Source organism: Pseudomonas sp. W15Feb9B, from assembly GCF_000828175.1.
Lineage (GTDB): Bacteria > Pseudomonadota > Gammaproteobacteria > Pseudomonadales > Pseudomonadaceae > Aquipseudomonas > Aquipseudomonas parakoreensis.
The window spans coordinates 213,673-233,317 of sequence record NZ_JTKF01000007.1 but is presented as its reverse complement, the minus strand read 5'-3'; the positions used below and the strand labels follow the sequence as shown (position 1 = coordinate 233,317).

At 61.0% G+C, this 19,645-nt stretch carries 14 protein-coding genes; all 14 read left to right on the top strand.

From position 1 onward, the window contains the following. Positions 1–18: 18 nt before the first annotated feature. The gene (locus OC71_RS27525; protein WP_003176118.1) at positions 19–195 is read left to right on the top strand and encodes a hypothetical protein; all 177 of its coding nucleotides are present in this window, start codon (positions 19–21) and stop codon (positions 193–195) included. After that, positions 179–3,133, top strand: a complete 2,955-nt coding sequence (locus OC71_RS05590; RefSeq protein ID WP_161794896.1) for a sensor histidine kinase — start codon at positions 179–181, stop codon at positions 3,131–3,133. Before OC71_RS27525 ends, OC71_RS05590 begins: the two co-directional genes overlap by 17 nt. A 22-nt stretch (positions 3,134–3,155) precedes the next feature. Further along, on the top strand, positions 3,156–4,592 hold the full coding sequence (locus tag OC71_RS05585; RefSeq protein ID WP_041065407.1) for a sigma-54 dependent transcriptional regulator: 1,437 nt from the start codon (positions 3,156–3,158) through the stop codon (positions 4,590–4,592). Positions 4,593–5,326: 734 nt separating this feature from the next. Then, the gene (locus tag OC71_RS05580; RefSeq protein ID WP_041065404.1) at positions 5,327–6,727 is read left to right on the top strand and encodes a polynucleotide adenylyltransferase PcnB; all 1,401 of its coding nucleotides are present in this window, start codon (positions 5,327–5,329) and stop codon (positions 6,725–6,727) included. Positions 6,728–6,730: 3 nt separating this feature from the next. Next, positions 6,731–7,216, top strand: a complete 486-nt coding sequence (folK, locus tag OC71_RS05575) for a 2-amino-4-hydroxy-6-hydroxymethyldihydropteridine diphosphokinase (RefSeq protein WP_041065401.1) — start codon at positions 6,731–6,733, stop codon at positions 7,214–7,216. Positions 7,217–7,612: 396 nt separating this feature from the next. Then, positions 7,613–8,413: a 3-methyl-2-oxobutanoate hydroxymethyltransferase gene (gene panB, locus OC71_RS05570; protein ID WP_041065398.1), complete on the top strand. Its 801-nt coding sequence runs from the start codon at positions 7,613–7,615 to the stop codon at positions 8,411–8,413. Beyond that, complete coding sequence (panC, locus tag OC71_RS05565) at positions 8,410–9,270, top strand: pantoate--beta-alanine ligase (protein ID WP_041065395.1); 861 nt, start codon at positions 8,410–8,412, stop codon at positions 9,268–9,270. The genes panB and panC overlap by 4 nt, the downstream gene beginning before the upstream one ends. A gap of 150 nt (positions 9,271–9,420) precedes the next feature. Then, positions 9,421–9,801 carry an aspartate 1-decarboxylase gene (gene panD, locus OC71_RS05560; protein ID WP_041065393.1) on the top strand — a complete coding sequence of 127 codons (381 nt, stop codon included), beginning with the start codon at positions 9,421–9,423 and terminating at the stop codon, positions 9,799–9,801. A 230-nt stretch (positions 9,802–10,031) separates the two neighbouring features. Then, a complete protein-coding gene (gene pgi / locus OC71_RS05555) occupies positions 10,032–11,696 on the top strand; it encodes a glucose-6-phosphate isomerase (RefSeq protein WP_041065390.1) in 1,665 nt (554 codons plus the stop codon). Between the two features lie 213 nt (positions 11,697–11,909). Next, the gene (gene acs, locus OC71_RS05550; protein WP_041065387.1) at positions 11,910–13,847 is read left to right on the top strand and encodes an acetate--CoA ligase; all 1,938 of its coding nucleotides are present in this window, start codon (positions 11,910–11,912) and stop codon (positions 13,845–13,847) included. Between the two features lie 51 nt (positions 13,848–13,898). Then, complete coding sequence (locus OC71_RS05545) at positions 13,899–14,771, top strand: oxygenase MpaB family protein (protein WP_041065384.1); 873 nt, start codon at positions 13,899–13,901, stop codon at positions 14,769–14,771. Between the two features lie 191 nt (positions 14,772–14,962). Next, positions 14,963–15,979, top strand: a complete 1,017-nt coding sequence (locus OC71_RS05540; RefSeq protein WP_041065381.1) for a class I SAM-dependent rRNA methyltransferase — start codon at positions 14,963–14,965, stop codon at positions 15,977–15,979. 220 nt (positions 15,980–16,199) lie between these two features. After that, complete coding sequence (locus tag OC71_RS05535) at positions 16,200–19,148, top strand: DUF748 domain-containing protein (RefSeq protein ID WP_041065378.1); 2,949 nt, start codon at positions 16,200–16,202, stop codon at positions 19,146–19,148. After that, a complete protein-coding gene (locus OC71_RS05530) occupies positions 19,148–19,444 on the top strand; it encodes a DUF2845 domain-containing protein (protein WP_041065375.1) in 297 nt (98 codons plus the stop codon). The genes OC71_RS05535 and OC71_RS05530 overlap by 1 nt, the downstream gene beginning before the upstream one ends. Positions 19,445–19,645: the final 201 nt, after the last annotated feature.

Here is a 19,645-nt window from a genome sequence, read left to right as displayed (position 1 = left end):
TAAAAAAGAGAGGCCGGGATGTACATCTATCGCTTGGTCCTGCTTCTGGTCGTGGGAATCTATCTGTTTTCGCCAGCCATCATGGATTGGTGGATCGACGCCACGGGCGCCTGGTATCGGCCGTATCTGCTCTGGTTGATCCTGATTGTCGTGACCTTCATCCTGCAGAGCCAAAAAGATGCCGATGAGCTTTAGCCTGACCCAGATGATCCTGATCAGCGCCGCGTACCTGGCGGTGCTGTTCGGCGTTGCCTGGATCAGTGAACGGGGCATGATCCCGCGGGCGATCATTCGCCACCCGCTGACCTACACCTTGTCGCTGGGGGTCTACGCCAGTGCCTGGGCGTTCTACGGCACGGTGGGCCTGGCCTATCAGTATGGCTACGGCTTTCTGTCCAGTTACCTCGGGGTGTCTGGTGCTTTTCTGCTCGCACCGGTGCTGCTGTATCCGATCCTGAAAATCACCCGCACCTATCAATTGTCGTCGCTGGCAGATCTGTTCGCGTTCCGCTTTCGCAGCACCTGGGCCGGCGCGCTGACCACGATCTTCATGTTGATCGGCGTGCTGCCGCTGCTGGCGCTGCAGATTCAGGCGGTGGCCGATTCGATTGGCATCCTCACTGGCGAACCGATCCAGAGCCGCGTCGCGCTGGCGTTCTGTGCGCTGATCATTCTGTTCACGATTTTCTTCGGTTCCCGGCATATCGCCACTCGCGAGAAACACGAAGGGCTGGTATTCGCGATTGCCTTCGAATCGGTGATCAAACTGATCGCCCTCGGCGGCGTCGGTCTGTATGCGCTGTACGGCGTGTTCGACGGCCCGCAACAACTCGAACTGTGGCTGCTGCAAAACCAGACCGCCCTCGCCGCCCTGCACACGCCCCTGCAGGAAGGCCCATGGCGCACGCTGTTACTGGTGTTTTTCGCCTCGGCGATCGTGATGCCGCACATGTATCATATGACCTTTACCGAGAACCTCAATCCGCGCTCGCTGGTCAGCGCCAGCTGGGGCCTGCCGCTGTTCCTGCTGCTGATGAGCCTGGCAGTGCCGCTGATCCTCTGGGCCGGCCTGAAGCTCGGCGCCACCACCGACCCGGAATACTTCACCCTCGGCATCGGCATCGCCGCCAACAGCAAACCGCTGGCACTGCTGGCCTATGTCGGTGGGCTTTCAGCCGCCAGTGGCCTGATCATCGTCACCACCCTGGCACTGTCGGGCATGGCGCTGAACCACCTGGTGCTGCCGCTCTATCAGCCGCCGGCCGAAGGCAACATCTATCGCTGGCTGAAGTGGACGCGTCGGGCGCTGATCGTCGCGATCATCATGGCCGGTTTCTGCTTCTACCTGATGCTCGGCGCCGGGCAGGATCTGGCCAACCTCGGCATCGTCGCTTTCGTCGCCACGCTGCAGTTCCTGCCCGGCGTGCTTTCGGTGCTGTACTGGCCGACCGCCAACCGGCGCGGCTTTATCGCCGGCCTGCTGGCGGGGATTGTGGTGTGGGTGGTGACCATGCTGTTGCCGCTGGTCGGCAATCTGCAGGGTTTCTACATTCCCCTGCTGAACATGATTTACGTGCTGGACGACACCAGTTGGCACATGGCGGCGATCGCCTCGCTGGCAGCCAACGTATTGATGTTCACCCTGATCTCGCTGTTCACCAACGCCAGCCCCGAAGAAGCCAGCGCCGCCGAAGCCTGCGCGGTGGATAACGTGCGGCGTCCGCAACGCCGCGAACTGCACGCGGCCTCGCCCCAGGAATTCGCTACGCAACTGGCCAAACCGCTGGGCGCCAAGGCGGCGCAAAAAGAAGTCGAGCAAGCCCTGCGCGACCTCTATCTGCCGTTCGACGAACGCCGTCCTTATGCCTTGCGCCGCTTGCGCGACCGCATCGAAGCCAACCTCTCCGGCCTGATGGGCCCGAGCGTGGCGCAGGACATGGTCGAAACCTTCCTGCCGTACAAGGCCGGCGGCGAAAACTATGTGACCGAAGACATCCACTTCATCGAAAGCCGTCTCGAGGATTACCACTCGCGCCTCACCGGGCTGGCCGCCGAACTCGACGCCCTGCGCCGCTACCACCGCCAGACCTTGCAGGAGCTGCCGATGGGCGTCTGCTCGCTGGCCAAGGATCAAGAGATCCTGATGTGGAACAAGGCCATGGAAGAACTCACCGGCATCGCTGCGCAACGGGTGGTCGGTTCGCGCCTGAGCACCATCGCCGATCCGTGGAAGCCATTGCTGCAAGGCTTCATCAACCTGCCCGACGAGCACTTGCACAAGCAGCACCTGGCTCTCGACGGCCAGACCCGCTGGCTCAATCTGCACAAAGCGGCGATCGACGAACCGTTGGCCCCGGGCAACAGCGGCCTGGTGCTGCTAGTGGAAGACCTGACCGAAACCCAAATGCTCGAAGACAAACTGGTGCACTCCGAGCGTCTGGCGAGCATCGGCCGACTGGCGGCGGGAGTGGCCCATGAAATCGGCAACCCGATCACCGGCATCGCCTGTCTGGCGCAGAACCTGCGCGAAGAGCGCGAAGAAGACGGCGAACTGACGGAAATCAGCGGGCAGATCCTCGAACAGACCAAGCGCGTGTCGCGCATCGTGCAATCGCTGATGAGCTTTGCCCACGCCGGCAGCCATCAGCACAGCGACGAACCGGTTTGTCTGGCCGAAGTCGCGCAGGACGCCATCGGTCTGCTGGCGCTGAACCGGCGCAACTTCGAAGTGCAGTTCTACAACCTGTGCGATCCGGATCACTGGGTCGAAGGCGATCCGCAGCGGCTCGCCCAAGTGCTGATCAATCTGCTCTCCAACGCCCGTGATGCCTCGCCTGCGGGCAGCGCCGTGCGGGTCAAGAGTGAAGCCGGCGAACACACGGTCGATCTGATCGTCGAAGACGAAGGCAGTGGTATTCCGCAGAACATCATGGACCGATTGTTCGAACCTTTCTTCACCACCAAGGACCCGGGTGAAGGTACCGGTCTGGGCCTTGCACTGGTCTATTCCATCGTTGAAGAGCATTATGGACAAATCACCATCGACAGCCCGGCTGATGTACAGAGCCAGCGCGGCACCCGTATCCGGGTGACCTTACCGCGCCATGTCGAAGCGACGTCCGCTGTGAACTGAGACCGTCGAGAGTATCGAATCAATGCCGCACATTTTGATCGTCGAAGACGAAACCATTATCCGCTCCGCCTTGCGCCGCCTGCTGGAACGCAACCAGTACCAGGTCAGCGAAGCCGGTTCAGTGCAGGAAGCACAAGAACGCTTCACTATTCCCACATTCGATCTGATCGTCAGCGACCTGCGCTTGCCTGGCGCCCCCGGCACCGAGCTGATCAAGCTCGGCCAGGGCAAGCCGGTGCTGATCATGACCAGCTACGCCAGCCTGCGCTCGGCGGTCGACTCGATGAAGATGGGCGCGGTGGACTACATCGCCAAACCTTTCGATCACGATGAAATGCTTCAGGCGGTTGCGCGGATCCTGCGTGATCACCAGTCGGCGCCTGCCGCCGGCGAAGCGCTTGCCGGCAAACCGAGCAATGGTGGCGGCAAATCGTCTGTCGACAACAGCAACGGCGAGATCGGCATCATCGGCTCGTGCCCGCCGATGCAGGACCTGTACAGCAAGATCCGCAAGGTCGCGCCGACCGACTCCAATGTCCTGATCCAGGGCGAGTCCGGCACCGGTAAAGAACTGGTGGCCCGCGCCCTGCACAACCTGTCCAAGCGTGCCAAGGCACCGATGATTTCGGTGAACTGCGCGGCCATCCCGGAAAGCCTGATCGAGTCCGAACTGTTCGGCCACGAAAAAGGCGCGTTCACTGGCGCCAGCGCCGGGCGCGCCGGTCTGGTGGAAGCGGCGGACGGCGGCACGCTGTTCCTCGACGAGATCGGCGAACTGCCGCTGGAAGCCCAGGCCCGCCTACTGCGCGTGCTGCAGGAAGGCGAGATTCGCCGCGTGGGTTCGGTGCAGTCGCAAAAGGTCGATGTGCGTTTGATCGCCGCGACCCACCGCGACCTCAAGAGCCTGGCGAAAATCGGCCAGTTCCGTGAAGACCTGTATTACCGCCTGCACGTGATTGCCCTGAAACTGCCGGCGTTGCGCGAACGTGGCGCCGACGTCAACGAAATCGCCACGGCGTTTCTCGCCCGCCAGAGTGCGCGCATCAACCGTACCGACCTGAAATTTGCCGCCGATGCCGAACAAGCCATCCGGCATTATTCCTGGCCGGGTAACGTGCGTGAGCTGGAAAACGCCGTGGAGCGCGCGGTGATCCTGAGCGAAAGCCCGGAAATCTCCGCCGACCTGCTGGGTATCGACATCGAGTTGAGCGACCTGGAAGACGACGAGTTCATCGGCTTGCCCGCGCAAACCGCGGGTAACACCAGCAACAGCAGCCATGAGCCGACGGAAGACCTGTCGCTGGAAGACTATTTCCAGCACTTTGTGCTTGAGCATCAGGATCACATGACCGAGACCGAACTGGCGCGCAAACTGGGCGTCAGCCGCAAGTGTCTGTGGGAACGTCGTCAGCGCCTGGGCATTCCACGGCGCAAGACCGGGGTCACCAGCGAGAGCTGAACGTTACCTGTCGAGTGTGCGGGTAACGCTTGAAGACGTGAAAAAACTGTTACCTCAGCTTTTTCACGTAACAGAAGCCGGGGTTATCGGTAACGAAACCCCGGCTTTTTTTCGCCCCGAGAAAACCGTTATATCGACCTAACCCCTTGTTTTATTGGGCTTCGCAAAAGTTGGCACGGCACCTGCTATATGTTTGGTACAAGAACAATAACAAGCAATGCACAAGACAATAAAAATAAGACGAATCGACTCACGCACAATAAAAACAAGACGGCGAGAGGCGCAGCTAACTGATTCTTTTGGAGAGGCGTTGTATTTGGGGCTAGCCCCACGACCAGGCCGAGAACAACAAAAACTGTCCTAAGACAGAGCCTGTACTGGTTGGATCGCAAGATCACTGCAACACAGCGACCAAAGCAATCCGTTTGCTCTTGGCTCCCGATTGGGAGGGTCATGAAGGAAAAGCTTCATGGCGAGGGCACTCAACAAAAACAAGAAGCCCGAATCAATAATAAAAAGAGCACGCAACTACTTCTTGGGGAGCTTCGGCTCCCCTTGTAGTTTCTGTCTTTCGGCAAAAACCTCCGTTTCGACCCTGCCCGATGCCTGTAGCCTGCGGCTTGCAGCGCAAATCTGCTGCGTCCTACACCATCCCCCGACTAAATGCTAGAATCTGCGCCCATCATGCGGTCATTCTTTGGTATGGCCGAACATTCCTTCAAACAGTGCATCCCATGCTGAAGAAGCTGTTCCAGTCATTCCGAACACCCGTGCGTCGTACGCAACACATCCGCAGCACTCCTGAAGTGCTCAACAGCGGCCAACATTCGCTGCAAAAGGGGCAATTCAGCCGCTATGCGGTGAATATCGTCGAACGCTTGCAGGGCGCCGGCTACCAGGCCTATCTGGTCGGCGGTTGCGTGCGTGACATGCTCCTGGGCATCACGCCCAAGGATTTCGACGTCGCCACCAGCGCTACCCCCGAGCAAGTCCGAGCCGAATTCCGCAATGCGCGGATCATCGGTCGCCGCTTCAAGCTGGTGCATATCCATTTCGGTCGCGAAATCATTGAAGTCGCGACCTTCCGCGCCAATCACCCGGTCAATGAAGACGACGAAGACAGCAATCAGTCCTCGCGTAACGAGAGCGGACGGATTCTGCGCGACAACGTCTACGGCACCCTGGAAGAAGACGCGCAACGCCGCGACTTCACCATCAACGCCCTGTATTACGATCCGGTCAGCGAGCGCATTCTCGATTACGCCAACGGCGTACACGACATCCGTAATCACCTGATCCGTTTGATCGGCGATCCGAAGCAGCGTTACCAGGAAGATCCGGTACGCATGCTGCGGGCCGTGCGTTTCGCCGCCAAGTTGAATTTCGGCATCGAGAAGCACACCGTGCAGCCGATCCGCGACCTGGCGCCGATGCTGCGCGAGATCCCGTCCGCTCGCCTGTTCGAGGAAGTGCTCAAGCTGTTCCTCTCCGGCCACGGCGCGATCACCTTCGAGATGCTGGTCGATCTGCAACTGTTTGCCCCACTGTTCCCGGCCAGTGCCGACGCCCTGGAATACAACCCGGAATACACCCACACGTTGATAAGCGAAGCGCTGACCAACACCGACCTGCGCATAAAACAGAACAAACCGGTCACACCGGCGTTCCTGTTTGCCGCCCTGCTGTGGCCTGCCCTGCCGGCCCGCGTATTGCGCCTGCAAGAGCGTGGCATGCCGCCGATTCCGGCCATGCAGGAAGCCGCGCATGAGCTGATCGCCGAACAGTGTCAGCGCATCGCCATTCCAAAGCGCTTCACCATGCCGATCCGCGAGATCTGGGACATGCAGGAACGTCTGCCACGCCGCAGCGGCAAACGCGCCGACCTGCTGCTGGACAATCCACGTTTCCGCGCCGGTTACGACTTCCTGCTGCTGCGGGAAAGCGCTGGCGAGGAAACCGACGGTCTGGGCGAATGGTGGACGGATTATCAGGACGCCAACGACAGCGAACGTCGCGACATGATCCGCGATCTCAGCGGCAAAGGTGATGACGCCAGCGGTGCGCCACGCAAACGTCGCCGCAGCAGTGGTTCCAAGCGCAAGCGTGCCGGGGCTTCCAGCTCGACGGGCGAATAAGGCATGGAACGCATCTATATCGGTCTGGGCAGCAACCTCGCTGACCCGGCCGAACAACTGCGCAGCGCGCTCAATGCGCTGGGGCAATTGCCGCAAACTTCCCTTGCTGGTGTTTCGGCGTTCTATCAGAGCGATTCACTGCTGCCGGGACAACCGCGTTACACCAACGCGGTCGCTGCCCTCGACAGTGATCTCGCGCCGCTCGACCTGCTCAATGCCCTGCAAGCCATCGAAAACGATCAAGGTCGGGAGCGCCTGGAGCGCTGGGGGCCGCGTACGCTGGATCTGGATATCCTGTTGTTCGGTGATCGCCTGATCGACCAGCCGCGACTGAAAGTCCCGCACTACCAGATTCAGGAGCGGGCATTCGTGCTCTATCCTCTGGCCGAACTGGCTCCCGCCGATCTGCGCCTGGCCGATGGCCGCACGTTGGCTGACCTGCTCGCCGCCTGCCCGTTCGTAGGCTTGGAACGCCTCCCGACAGATTGATTACAATCCCCTGTGGGAGCGAGCCTGCTCGCGAAGGCGGTGTGTCATTCAACACTGCGTTGACTGATCCGCCGCCTTCGCGAGCAGGCTCGCTCCCACATGGGTTTATTGCATACGCTGGATTTTGTCGGACAAAACTCGCCGAATCAGCTCCGCCGTGCCGCTGAATCGCATCAGTAACGCCGGTAACACTCCCCTCGTAACAATGCGGTAACACACGCAATTGACTTCCTAGGTTCTCCTCACGACTATAGGCGTCCCGCTGCCGCCAACCCGGCACATACGGGCGCAATCCAGGCCTTATAAGCACGACAAAAGACCGTGCGCCTGAGTAGACGAAGAATCACGCGCGTTACTCGCAGTAGTTTCCAGAGCGCCTGAACGAGGATTTTTTACATGCCAGCCATCACCCTGACCACGCTCCAGAGCCTCAAGCAGAAAGGTGAAAAGATCACCATGCTGACCTGCTATGACGCGACCTTCGCCCACGCCTGCAACGAGGCCGGTGTCGAAGTGCTGCTGGTGGGCGACTCCCTCGGCATGGTTCTGCAAGGGCACGACAGCACCTTGCCGGTGACCATCGCAGAAATGGCCTATCACACCGCTTGCGTCAAACGCGGCAACACCGACGCCCTGATCCTGGCTGACCTGCCGTTCATGGCCAACGCCACGATCGAGCAAACCCTGACCAACAGCGCCACGCTGATGCAGGCCGGCGCGCACATGATCAAGGTCGAAGGTGCGCTGTGGCTGGCGGAGTCGATCCGCCTGCTGGCCGAACGCGGTGTGCCGGTCTGCGCGCACATGGGCCTGACCCCACAGGCGGTGAACATTCTTGGCGGCTATAAAGTGCAGGGCCGCAACGAGAACCAGGCGCGGCAGATGCGTGCCGATGCGATCTCGCTGGAACAGGCTGGGGCCGCCATGCTGTTGCTCGAATGCGTGCCGAGCGAACTGGCGGCGGAAATCAGCCAGGCCGTGAAGATTCCGGTCATCGGGATTGGCGCCGGTAGCGATACCGACGGTCAGGTACTGGTGCTGCACGACATGCTCGGCCTGTCGATCACCGGTCGCGTGCCGAAATTCGTCAAGAACTTCATGCAGGGTCAGGACAGCATCCAGTCCGCCCTGAAGGCCTACGTCAACGAAGTCAAAGGCGTTACGTTCCCAGGCCTCGAACACGGATTCTCTGCATGAACACTGTCAAAACCGTACGCGAATTGCGTGCCGCCGTGGCCCGCGCCCGCAGTGAAGGCAAACGCATCGGCTTCGTGCCGACCATGGGCAACCTGCACAGCGGTCACATTGCGTTGATCACCAAAGCCACACAGCGCGTGGACTTCGTGGTTGCCAGCATCTTCGTCAACCCGCTGCAGTTCGGCGCCGGCGAAGACCTCGACAAGTACCCGCGCACCCTGGCGGCGGATCAGGAAAAGCTGCTGCAAGCCGGCTGCCATTTGCTGTTCGCCCCGACCGTCGAAGAGATGTACCCCGACGGCATGGCCGGGCAGACCCGGGTCAGCGTGCCGCAACTGTCTGAAGGCCTGTGTGGCGCCAGCCGTCCGGGGCACTTCGAAGGTGTGGCGACGGTGGTCAGCAAGCTGTTCAACATGGTGCAGCCGGACTTGGCGATCTTCGGTCAGAAGGATTTCCAGCAACTGGCGGTGATCCGCGCGTTGGTGCATGACCTGAACATGCCGATCCAGATCATCGGCGAACCGACCGTGCGTGCCGCCGACGGCCTGGCGCTGTCATCGCGCAACGGTTTCCTCAGCGAAGACCAGCGTGCGGTGGCCCCGGTGGTCTATCGGACCCTGAGCGCAATCGCCGAGTCGATCAAGCAAGGCGAGCGCGACTACCCGGCGCTGATCGCCGCTCAAGTGCAACAGCTGGAGGCCGCCGGCCTGCGCCCGGACTATTTGGAAATCCGCCACGCCCTGACCTTGCGTCCGGCAACGGCTGAAGACCGCGATCTGGTGATTCTGGTGGCCGCGTTCCTCGGCACCACGCGGTTGATCGACAACCTGCACCTGAACCTCGATACCCCCGTTTAAAGCAAGATCAAAAGATCGCAGCCTGCGGCAGCTCCTACACATGAGTCCATGTAGGAGCTGCCGCAGGCTGCGATCTTTTGCGTTGTATTGCCGCCCCCAAAGCCTTCGGGCACACTGCCCGCCGTTCGTTTCCAACCCGGGAAATTCCTCATGCAAGCCATCATGCTCAAGGCCAAGCTGCACCGCGCCGAAGTCACTCATGCGGTACTCGATTACGAAGGCTCCTGCGCCATTGATGGCGAGTGGCTGGACTTGTCCGGCATCCGTGAATACGAGCAGATCCAGATTTACAACGTCGACAATGGCGAGCGCTTCACCACCTACGCGATTCGTGGCGAAGAAGGTTCGCGGATGATTTCGGTGAACGGCGCAGCCGCGCATAAGGCCAAGGTCGGCGACCGCGTGATTATTTGCGCCTACGCCCATTACAGCGAAGCGGAACTGGTCAATTTCAAACCGCGCATGCTGTACATGGCCCCGGGCAATGAGCTGAGCCACACCAGCAACGCGATTCCGGTTCAGCTCGCCTGAGCCGCTTCGAGGCGCCACTCCCCTTCCGTTGGTCGGCCCGTTCCCGGTATTGATGTTAAAAAAGTACAGGGAACAGGTCAGAAGAAGTCAAGACAGATCGCAGCGCGAGGTTTACTGTATTCGCCCTGCGTTGAAAAATCGTGTCGACGCATTTGACCCTCGCCCAACCAGGGCGTATCGGTCTGTTCTGTGTTCAAAAGGCCGTTCAAGTAAAAAGGAAAACCGCAGCGATGGCGTACTACCGCACTCCTCATGACGTTACCGCTCTGCCTGCCTGGCAGGCGTTGAAAGATCACCGCCAAGCCATGCAGGATTTCAGCATGCGCGAGGCCTTCAACGCCGATCCGCAGCGCTTCAATCAATTCACGCTCAGCAGCTGCGGCCTGTTTCTCGATTATTCGAAGAACCTGATCAACGCCGAGACCCGCAACCTGCTGGTGGGCCTGGCCAATGAAGTCGATCTGAAAGGCGCGATCAAAGCGCTGTTCGACGGCGAAATCGTCAACGCCTCCGAAGGCCGCCCGGCGCTGCATACCGCCCTGCGCCGCCCGGTGGGCGACAAGCTGTCGGTCAATGGCGTCAACGTGATGCCGGAAGTGCACAAGGTGCTGAACCAGATCACCGATCTGGTTGGCCGCATCCACGACGGTCTGTGGCGTGGTTACACCGAGAAGCCGATCACTGACGTGGTCAACATCGGCATCGGTGGCTCGTTCCTCGGCCCTGAGCTGGTTTCCGAAGCATTGTTGTCCTATGCGCAGAAAGGCGTGCGCTGCCATTACCTGGCGAACATCGACGGCAGTGAATTCCACGAGCTGACGCAGAAGCTGCGCGCCGAAACCACACTGTTCATCGTTTCGTCGAAATCCTTCAACACCCTCGAAACCCTGAAGAATGCTCAAGCCGCCCGTGCCTGGTATCTGGCGCAGGGTGGTTCGGAAGCCGAGCTGTATCGCCATTTCATCGCGGTATCGAGCAACAACGCGGCAGCCGTCGCGTTTGGCATCCGCGAAGAAAACATCTTCCCGATGTGGGACTGGGTCGGCGGTCGTTACTCGCTGTGGTCGGCCATCGGTCTGCCGATTGCCCTGGCCATCGGCATGTCCAACTTCAAGGAACTGCTGTCCGGTGCCTTCACCATGGACCAGCATTTCCAGAGCGCACCGTTCGAACAGAACATGCCGGTGCTGCTGGCCCTGCTCGGCGTGTGGTACGGCAACTTCTGGGGCGCGCAAAGCCACGCGATCCTGCCGTACGACCACTACCTGCGCAACATCACCAAGCACTTGCAACAGTTGGACATGGAATCCAACGGCAAGAGCGTGCGTCAGGACGGCACCTCGGTGTCGACCGATACCGGCCCGGTGATCTGGGGCGGCGTCGGCTGTAACGGTCAACACGCGTATCACCAGTTGCTGCACCAGGGCACCCAATTGATCCCGGCCGACTTCATCGTGCCGATCGTCAGCTTCAACCCGGTCTCCGATCACCATCAGTGGCTGTACGCCAACTGCCTGTCGCAGAGCCAGGCGCTGATGCTCGGCAAGACCCTGCCGGAAGCCGAGGCCGAACTGCGCGAAAAAGGCATGAGCGAAGAGCAAGTGCGCAAACTCGCACCGCACAAGGTGATTCCGGGCAACCGCCCGAGCAACACCCTTGTGGTCGAGCGCATCAGCCCGCGTCGTCTTGGCGCGCTGGTCGCCATGTACGAGCACAAAGTGTTCGTGCAGAGCGTGGTCTGGGGCATCAACGCCTTCGACCAGTGGGGCGTGGAACTGGGCAAGGAATTGGGCAAAGGCGTTTACAACCGTCTGGTCGGCAGCGATGAAACCATAGCTGACGATGCTTCCACCCAAGGCCTGATCAACTACTTCCGCGGTCGTCACCGCGGGTGAGGTGAATGGCTTGCCCACAAATCCTGTGGGCAAGCCATTTCCAATGTGGGAGCGAGCCTGCTCGCGAATTCGGTGTGTCATTCAGCATCTTTGTGGCTGATACAGCGCATTCGCGAGCAGGCTCGCTCCCGCAGTTGTTTCAGGGATGACTTGAACCTCCAGGCCGCTCGGCGCATCTTTATTCCTGTCGCACAACAAGAATAAGGAACCGTCATGTTCGATATCAGCACGTTCCCCAAAGCCGATGCCGTCCGCCGGGCTGCGCAGTTGAGTCAGGACGACTATAAGCGTCTGTACCGCGAATCGATTGAACACCCCAGCGCCTTTTGGGCCGAACAGGCCACGCGCTTCCTCGACTGGAGCACACCGTGGCAGACCGTTCAGCGCTACGACCTGAAAACCGGTGAAGCGTCCTGGTTTGCCGGCGGCCAACTGAACGTCAGCTACAACTGCATCGACCGCCACCTCGCACAACGCGGCGAGCAGACCGCGATTCTCTGGGAAGGCGACGACCCTGCCGAATCGGCACAGATCACTTACAAAAAACTCCACCATCATGTCTGCCGCCTGGCCAACGTCCTGAAAAGCCGTGGCGTGAAAAAAGGCGACCGGGTGTGCATCTACATGCCGATGATCCCCGAGGCGGCCTACGCGATGCTCGCCTGCGCGCGGATCGGCGCGATTCACTCGGTGGTGTTCGGTGGTTTTTCCCCGGACTCCTTGCGCGACCGTATCCTCGACGCCGACTGCCGCACGGTGATCACCGCCGATGAAGGCGTGCGCGGCGGCAAATTCGTACCGCTCAAGCAAAACGTCGACAAGGCCCTGCACAGTTGCCCGGACGTCAGCACGGTCGTCGTGGTCGAACGCACTCAAGGCAAGGTCGATTGGGTCGAAGGCCGTGACCTCTGGTATCACCAGGCCGTGCGTGACGTCAGCGACGACTGCCCGCCGGAGCCAATGGACGCCGAGGATCCGCTGTTCATCCTCTACACCTCCGGCAGCACCGGCAAACCCAAGGGCGTGCTGCACACCACCGGCGGCTACCTGCTGCAAGCGGCGATGACCTTCAAGTACGTGCTCGATTACCGCGAGGGCGAAGTGTTCTGGTGCACCGCCGACGTCGGCTGGGTCACCGGCCACAGTTACATCGTCTACGGCCCGCTGGCCAACGGCGCGACCACACTGATCTTCGAAGGCGTGCCGAGCTACCCGAGCAGTTCGCGCTTCTGGCAGGTGATCGACAAACACCACGTCAACATCTTCTACACCGCGCCGACTGCCCTGCGCGCGTTGATGCGCGAAGGTGCCGGACCGCTGCAGGAAACGTCGCGCCAAAGCCTCAGACTGCTCGGCAGTGTCGGTGAGCCGATCAACCCGGAGGCGTGGGAATGGTACTTCAACGTGGTCGGTGAACAGCGCTGCCCGATTGTCGATACCTGGTGGCAGACCGAAACCGGCGGCATCATGCTCAGCCCGTTGGTGAGTGCCCAGCGGATCAAACCGGGTTGCGCCACGCAGCCGATGTTCGGCGTGCAACCGGTGTTGCTCGACGAGCACGGCAAGGAAATCAAAGGCGCCGGCAGCGGCGTGCTGGCGATCAAGTCGAGTTGGCCGGCGCAGATCCGCAGCGTCTACGGCGACCCGCAACGGATGGTCGACACCTATTTCAAACCCTACCCCGGCTATTACTTCACTGGCGACGGCGCACGCCGCGACGAGGACGGCGACTACTGGATCACCGGGCGTATCGATGACGTGATCAACGTCTCCGGCCACCGCATCGGCACTGCCGAAGTGGAAAGCGCGCTGGTGCTGCACGACAGCATTGCCGAGGCCGCCGTGGTCGGTTACCCGCACGACGTCAAAGGCCAGGGCATCTACGCCTTCGTCACTCCCATGAACGGCTTCGAGCCGAGCGATGATCTGAAGAAAGAGTTGCTCGCCCACGTCAGCAAGGAGATCGGCAGCTTCGCCAAACCGGACCTGATCCAGTGGGCGCCGGCCTTACCGAAAACCCGTTCAGGCAAGATCATGCGGCGCATCTTGCGCAAGATCGCCTGCAACGAACTCGACAGCCTCGGTGACACCTCAACCCTGGCCGATCCGAGCGTGGTGCAGGGTTTGATCGACAAGCGCCTCAATCAGTAACATCCGTGGCGCGGTCACCCGGCCGCGCCCGTTCATCACCAATGAGTTGTCATGGAATTCATCCGCAGCCGTATCGAAAACCAACTCATGAGCCTGACCGGGCTGTCCCTCGGTCAACTCGATCTGGAAAACCCCAAGGGCGATCCCGGGCTGTTCGGCCCCGACTCGATCAGTTGGCAAGTGCACGGCGATTTCAGCAGCATGCTGATCGGCGGCATCAGCGCGCTGTTGCTGCAAGCCCTGCATCCGCTGGCGCTGGCCGGGGTCTGGGATCATTCGAACTTTCGTCAGGACATGCTCGGCCGCTTGCGCCGCACCAGTCAATTCGTTTCCGGCACCACGTTCGGCTCGCGCAAGGACGCCGAATGGCTGATCGACAAAGTGCGCACCATTCACCTGCAAGTGGTCGGTACCGCGCCGGACGGCCGACCGTATGCGGCCAGCGATCCGGACCTGCTGACCTGGGTGCACGTAGCCGAGGTCAGTCACTTTCTTGCCGCGCATCTGCGTTACCGCAACCCGCAATTGTCGGGGGCGGATCAGGATCGCTACTACGCAGAAATCGCCGTGGTCGCCGAGCGCCTGGGTGCGCAGGACGTGCCGAAATCACGTCAGGCCGTGGCCGACTATCTGCAACGCCTGCGCCCGCAACTGCTCTGTGATGAGCGCAGCCGCGAAGTCCTGCGCCTGCTGCTCGACGCCCCGGCCCCAAGCGTGCTGGCCCGACCTTTTGGCGACCTGATGATGAAGGCCGGCATAGACTTGCTGCCGGACTGGGCCAGCGCCATGTTCGGCATACGGCAGAATCCGCTGCAACGCCAGCTGATCCGCGCCAGCGTCAAGCGCAGTGCACCGATGCTGCGCTGGGCGATGCGCAATGGTTCGGTGCAGCGAGCCAAACGACGGATGGGTCTGTTGATCTGATCTATACACAGAACCTGTGGCGAGGGAGCTTGCTCCCGCTGGGTTGCGCAGCGACTCTCGAAATGTTGCGAGCGCTTCGCACTCGAGCGGGAGCAAGCTCCCTCGCCACAGGTCTGAGCAATGGCTCAGGGCATCTGTAGCTGCACAATGCTAAACTCCCGCGCCCACATTCTCACCAGCAAGGCGCACGCATGTCTTCCTTGAATCAGGCGCTGCGCGCCGCCCTCGACCAACGCCAGGATCTGCTCGCTGAGCTGCACAGCCAGGGCACCGATTGCTATCGGCTGTTCCACGGCAGCCAGGAAGGCGCCGGCGGCCTGACGGTGGACCGCTATGGCCCGCAACTGCTGGTGCAGAGCTTTCACCAGACGCTGGAACGTGACGACCTGCTGCAACTGCACGCCCTGGTCAACCAGACCCTGGGGTTTGACACCCTGCTGGTCTACAACGACCGCTCCCGCGGCAACTCGCGGATTGACCGCGAAGACAGTGTCTACAAAGCCGACGAGGCCGCGCTGGTGGATTTGGTCGGTCATGAGTGGGGCCTGAACTACCGCGTGCGCGGGCGGCATGCCGGACAGGATCCGTTGCTGTTCCTCGACCTGCGCAACACCCGTGGCTGGGTCAAGGATCACGCCAAGGGCAAGCGCGTGCTCAACCTCTTTGCCTACACCTGCGGCGTTGGCCTGAGTGCCGCTGCCGGTGGTGCGCGCGAGGTGTGCAATCTGGATTTCGCCGAAGGCAATCTGGCGGTCGGCCGTGAGAACGGCCTGCTCAACCCGCAATTGCCCGAGATGCAATTTATCCAGTCCGATTATTTCCCGGCGATCCGTCAGTTCGCCGGGCTGCCGATCAGCCAGCGGCGCGGGCAGAAACTGCCGAGCTATCAGCGCCTCGAACAGCGCCAATACGATCTGGTGCTGCTCGATCCTCCGGCCTGGGCCAAGAGCGCGTTCGGCACCGTCGACCTGCTGCGCGACTACCAAAGCCTGCTCAAACCGGCGCTGCTGACCACCGCCGACAACGGCGTGCTGATCTGCTGCAACAACCTGGCGAAAGTCAGCATGGACGACTGGCGCGAACAGGTCCTGCGTTGTGCAGAGAAGGCCGGGCGACCGGTGCGCGAATGGAGCGTGATGACCCCGGGCGCGGACTTCCCGTCGCTGGACCAACAGCCACCGCTGAAAACCCTGATCCTGCAGCTGTAACCCCCCCTGCGGGACTGGCAACCATCCAATGTGGGAGCGAGCTTGCTCGCGAAGGCGGCGCGTCAGTCAGCATATTTCTCGACTGATCCGCCGCCTTCGCGAGCAAGCTCGCTCCCACAGTGTCTTGGTCCTACAGAACAATCTGAACAATCCTGTCCCCCACGATGTACTTCGGAACCAGAATCGCGTGCCATACTCCAAGGCACTCCGATTCAGACAGATGAAGCCGCACATGCCCAAAGGATTGATCCGCGCGATTGGCGCCTTGTTGACTGCTCTGGCCCTCTACAGCCTGCTGGGGTTTCTGATTTTGCCGGGCGTCGCCCTGCGCATTGCCAACCAGCAACTGGCGAACTACGCCACGGTGCCGGCGCATATCCAGCGCATCGAACTCAATCCGTTCAGCCTGGAAGTCACCCTGTGGGGCTTGGTCGTCGGTGAGCCGGGCAAGGAGCAAGTCGGCTTCGAGCGGCTGTACGCCAACCTGCAACTCGACAGTCTGTGGACCAAGGCGCTGCACCTGGCCGATATCGAGCTGGACAAGCCCAAGACCGAAATCCTCTTCGCCAAGGACGGCCAGCTCAATCTGCTGGGCCTGTTCAAGATTCCCGCCAGCGAACCGACCCCGGCCGATCCGAATGCCAAGCCGTTCCCGCTGCGCATCGATCGCATTCAGCTGGCCGGCGGCAACGTGCATTTCGAGGACGCGCGGCCGAGCGAGCCCATCGAGTTCCTTTACGACAAACTCGACTTCGAACTGAAAAACCTCAGCACCCTGCCCGAAGACAATGCCGACATGACCCTGGTGGCTGCCGGCCCGGCCGGTGGGCAGATCGACTGGAAAGGCAACTTCAGCCTGATCCCGTTCACCTCTGAAGGCACCTTGAAAGTCACCGACGGCAAGATGAAATCCTTCTGGCCCTATGTGCGTGACGCCCTGCCGCTGGTGCTCGAAGACGGCGTGATCAACCTCAGCACCGAGTACAAACTGAATCTGTCGAAAGAAACCGAACTGCTGCTGAACAACGTCGCGGTGAACATAGCGCCGTTCGCAATCAAGGCGCCGGACGGACGTCCGCTCGCCAGACTCGAACGCCTTGATGTCAGCGAGACCTCGCTGGACCTGGCCAAACAGCAGGTAGTGGTCGGCAAGATCCGCAGCAACAAACTGGAAACCTGGGCCGCGCTCGAAGCCGACGGCCAGCTCGACTGGCAGAAACTGTTCGCCAGTCAGCCGTCAAAACCTGCCGCCAAGGCCGCCGCCGAACCCAAGACCACTCCGGCCGCCGCCGACTCGCCGAAAGAGCCGGCCGCGCCGAGCAAGCCCTGGCAGGTGCTGCTCAAGGATGTGCAACTGCGCAACTACACCGTGCATCTCGCCGACCGTTCGGCCAACCCGCCGGTGGCGCTGGATGTGACGCCGCTGAATATCGACCTGCAGGATTTCGACAGCCTCAACGGTTCGCCCTTCAAGGTCAGGCTCGACAGCGGTCTGGGCAAACAAGGCAAGATCAACGCCGACGGCGTGGTCAACCTCGCACCGGTTACCGCCCAGCTCAACGTGAAGACCCAGGACATCGACCTGCGTGTCGCGCAGTCCTACATCAATCCGTTCATTCGCCTGGAATTGCGCAGCGGCATGCTCGGCAGTGACCTCAAGGTCAACCTCAAGAGCACCGAGCCACTGGCACTCAGCGTTACCGGGCGCGCGCAGATCGATCAACTGCACACCCTCGACACCCTGAAAACCCGCGACTTCCTCAAATGGCAGCAAGTGGTGGTTGAAGGCATCAACTATCAACACGGTGACAGTGTGTCGATCGACAAGGTCAACCTGTTCCAGCCGTATGTGCGGTTCATGATCAACGATGACCGCACCACCAACATTGATGATTTGCTGATCCCGCAACCTGCCGATTCCGGGGCGAAAACGGCAGCGGCCAAACCCGCCAGTAACTCGAAACCGCTGGGCATTCACATTGGCGGTATCGCGATCAATGACGGCTCGGCCAACTTCGCCGACTTCAGCCTGACCCCGAACTTCGCCACGGCAATCCAGCAACTCAACGGCCAGATCGGCACCATCGACAGCCGTCAGGCGAAACCGGCCAGCGTCGACGTCAAGGGCAAGGTCGACCGCTATGCGCCGGTGACCATCAAAGGTGCGGTCAATCCGTTCGACCCGATGGCCAGCCTCGATATCGCTACCAGTTTCAAACGCGTCGAACTGACCACGCTCACCCCGTATTCCGGCAAATTCGCCGGCTACCGCATCCGCAAGGGTCGGCTCAATCTCGACCTGCACTACCTGATCACCAAGGGCCAGTTGAAGGCTGAAAACAAAGTGGTGGTCGAGCAGCTGCAACTCGGCGAGAAAGTCGACAGCCCGGATGCCGTGAGCCTGCCGTTGAAACTGGCGATTGCCCTGCTCAAGGACGTCGATGGCAAGATTTCCATCGAATTGCCGGTCACCGGCGACCTCAACAACCCGCAATTCAGCGTAATGCCGATTGTCTGGCAGACCCTGCGCAATCTGATCGTCAAAGCGGCTGCCGCGCCGTTCAAGCTGATTGGCGGGCTGGTCAGTGGCGGCGGCTCTGAAGACCTCGGCACCGTGTCCTTTGCCCCAGGTTCGAGCGACCTGAGCAAAGACGCCGAATCAGCGCTGGACAAACTGTCCCAGGCGCTCAAGGAACGTCCGGCCCTGCGCCTGGAGATCGAAGGCACCGCCGCGCAAAGCAGCGACGGTCCGCTGCTGGCCGAACAGCGTCTGGAACGCGAATACCAGTACAACTACTACAAGATGCTCCAGCGCCGTGGCGACAAGGTGCCGGCCCAGGCTTCCCTGCTGCAAGTGCCGGAGAACGAGAAAGGCCCGTTGCTCGAAGGCATCTACCGCACGCGTCTGAAAACCCAGCCGCCGGCCGAATGGAAGGATCTGGGCAAGGAAGAACGCACGGCGAAAATGCGTGACGGCGTGATCAAGTTCTGGAGCTCCAGCGATGTCCTGCTGCGCCAGTTGGGTCAGGAACGCGCCAGCAGCATCAAGGACTATCTCGTCGACAAGGGCCAACTGGCCGATGACCGGGTGTACTTCATCGATGCCAATCTGGGCGAGGCCGAGAGCGATGGCCGGGTCGTGACGCAAATGCACCTGGACGCCGAATGATGAACCGCAAATGGCGGGTGGCTTTGACGCTGCTGCTCGCCGCCAGCCCTGCGCTGGCCTCCGACACGCTGCGCTGTGGCAGCCAACTGGTCAGTCTCGGCGACCGTGCCAGCGAAGTGCTGCAGAAATGCGGCGAACCGGTCAGCCGCGATGTCCTCGGCTACAAGCGCAGCGCCAACCGCCGCGAAGAATTTCAGGTCGAGGAATGGACCTACGGCCCGAGCAACGGCATGTATCAATACCTGCGCTTTGAAGGCAATCGCCTGCGGCAGATCAACAGCAAGCGCGGTAACTGAAAGATCAAAAGATCGCAGCCTCCGGCAGCGCCTACAGGGAAATGCATTCCACTGTAGAAGCTGCCGGAGGCTGCGATCTTTTGCTTCTACCCAATAGAACAGGCCCCGACACAAGTGCCGGGGCCCGTAATGGTCACATCCGTGTGACCGTTCGCATGAACTCTAAAGTTGCGGCAGACGTATTGCTCGGCCCGTCTGTCG

Coding starts and splice junctions, on each gene's coding strand:
- OC71_RS27525 (WP_003176118.1), top strand. CDS start 19: ATGTACATCTATCGCTTGGTCCTGCTTCTGGTCGTGGGAATCTATCTG.
- OC71_RS05590 (WP_161794896.1), top strand. CDS start 179: ATGCCGATGAGCTTTAGCCTGACCCAGATGATCCTGATCAGCGCCGCG.
- OC71_RS05585 (WP_041065407.1), top strand. CDS start 3,156: ATGCCGCACATTTTGATCGTCGAAGACGAAACCATTATCCGCTCCGCC.
- OC71_RS05580 (WP_041065404.1), top strand. CDS start 5,327: ATGCTGAAGAAGCTGTTCCAGTCATTCCGAACACCCGTGCGTCGTACG.
- folK (WP_041065401.1), top strand. CDS start 6,731: ATGGAACGCATCTATATCGGTCTGGGCAGCAACCTCGCTGACCCGGCC.
- panB (WP_041065398.1), top strand. CDS start 7,613: ATGCCAGCCATCACCCTGACCACGCTCCAGAGCCTCAAGCAGAAAGGT.
- panC (WP_041065395.1), top strand. CDS start 8,410: ATGAACACTGTCAAAACCGTACGCGAATTGCGTGCCGCCGTGGCCCGC.
- panD (WP_041065393.1), top strand. CDS start 9,421: ATGCAAGCCATCATGCTCAAGGCCAAGCTGCACCGCGCCGAAGTCACT.
- pgi (WP_041065390.1), top strand. CDS start 10,032: ATGGCGTACTACCGCACTCCTCATGACGTTACCGCTCTGCCTGCCTGG.
- acs (WP_041065387.1), top strand. CDS start 11,910: ATGTTCGATATCAGCACGTTCCCCAAAGCCGATGCCGTCCGCCGGGCT.
- OC71_RS05545 (WP_041065384.1), top strand. CDS start 13,899: ATGGAATTCATCCGCAGCCGTATCGAAAACCAACTCATGAGCCTGACC.
- OC71_RS05540 (WP_041065381.1), top strand. CDS start 14,963: ATGTCTTCCTTGAATCAGGCGCTGCGCGCCGCCCTCGACCAACGCCAG.
- OC71_RS05535 (WP_041065378.1), top strand. CDS start 16,200: ATGAAGCCGCACATGCCCAAAGGATTGATCCGCGCGATTGGCGCCTTG.
- OC71_RS05530 (WP_041065375.1), top strand. CDS start 19,148: ATGAACCGCAAATGGCGGGTGGCTTTGACGCTGCTGCTCGCCGCCAGC.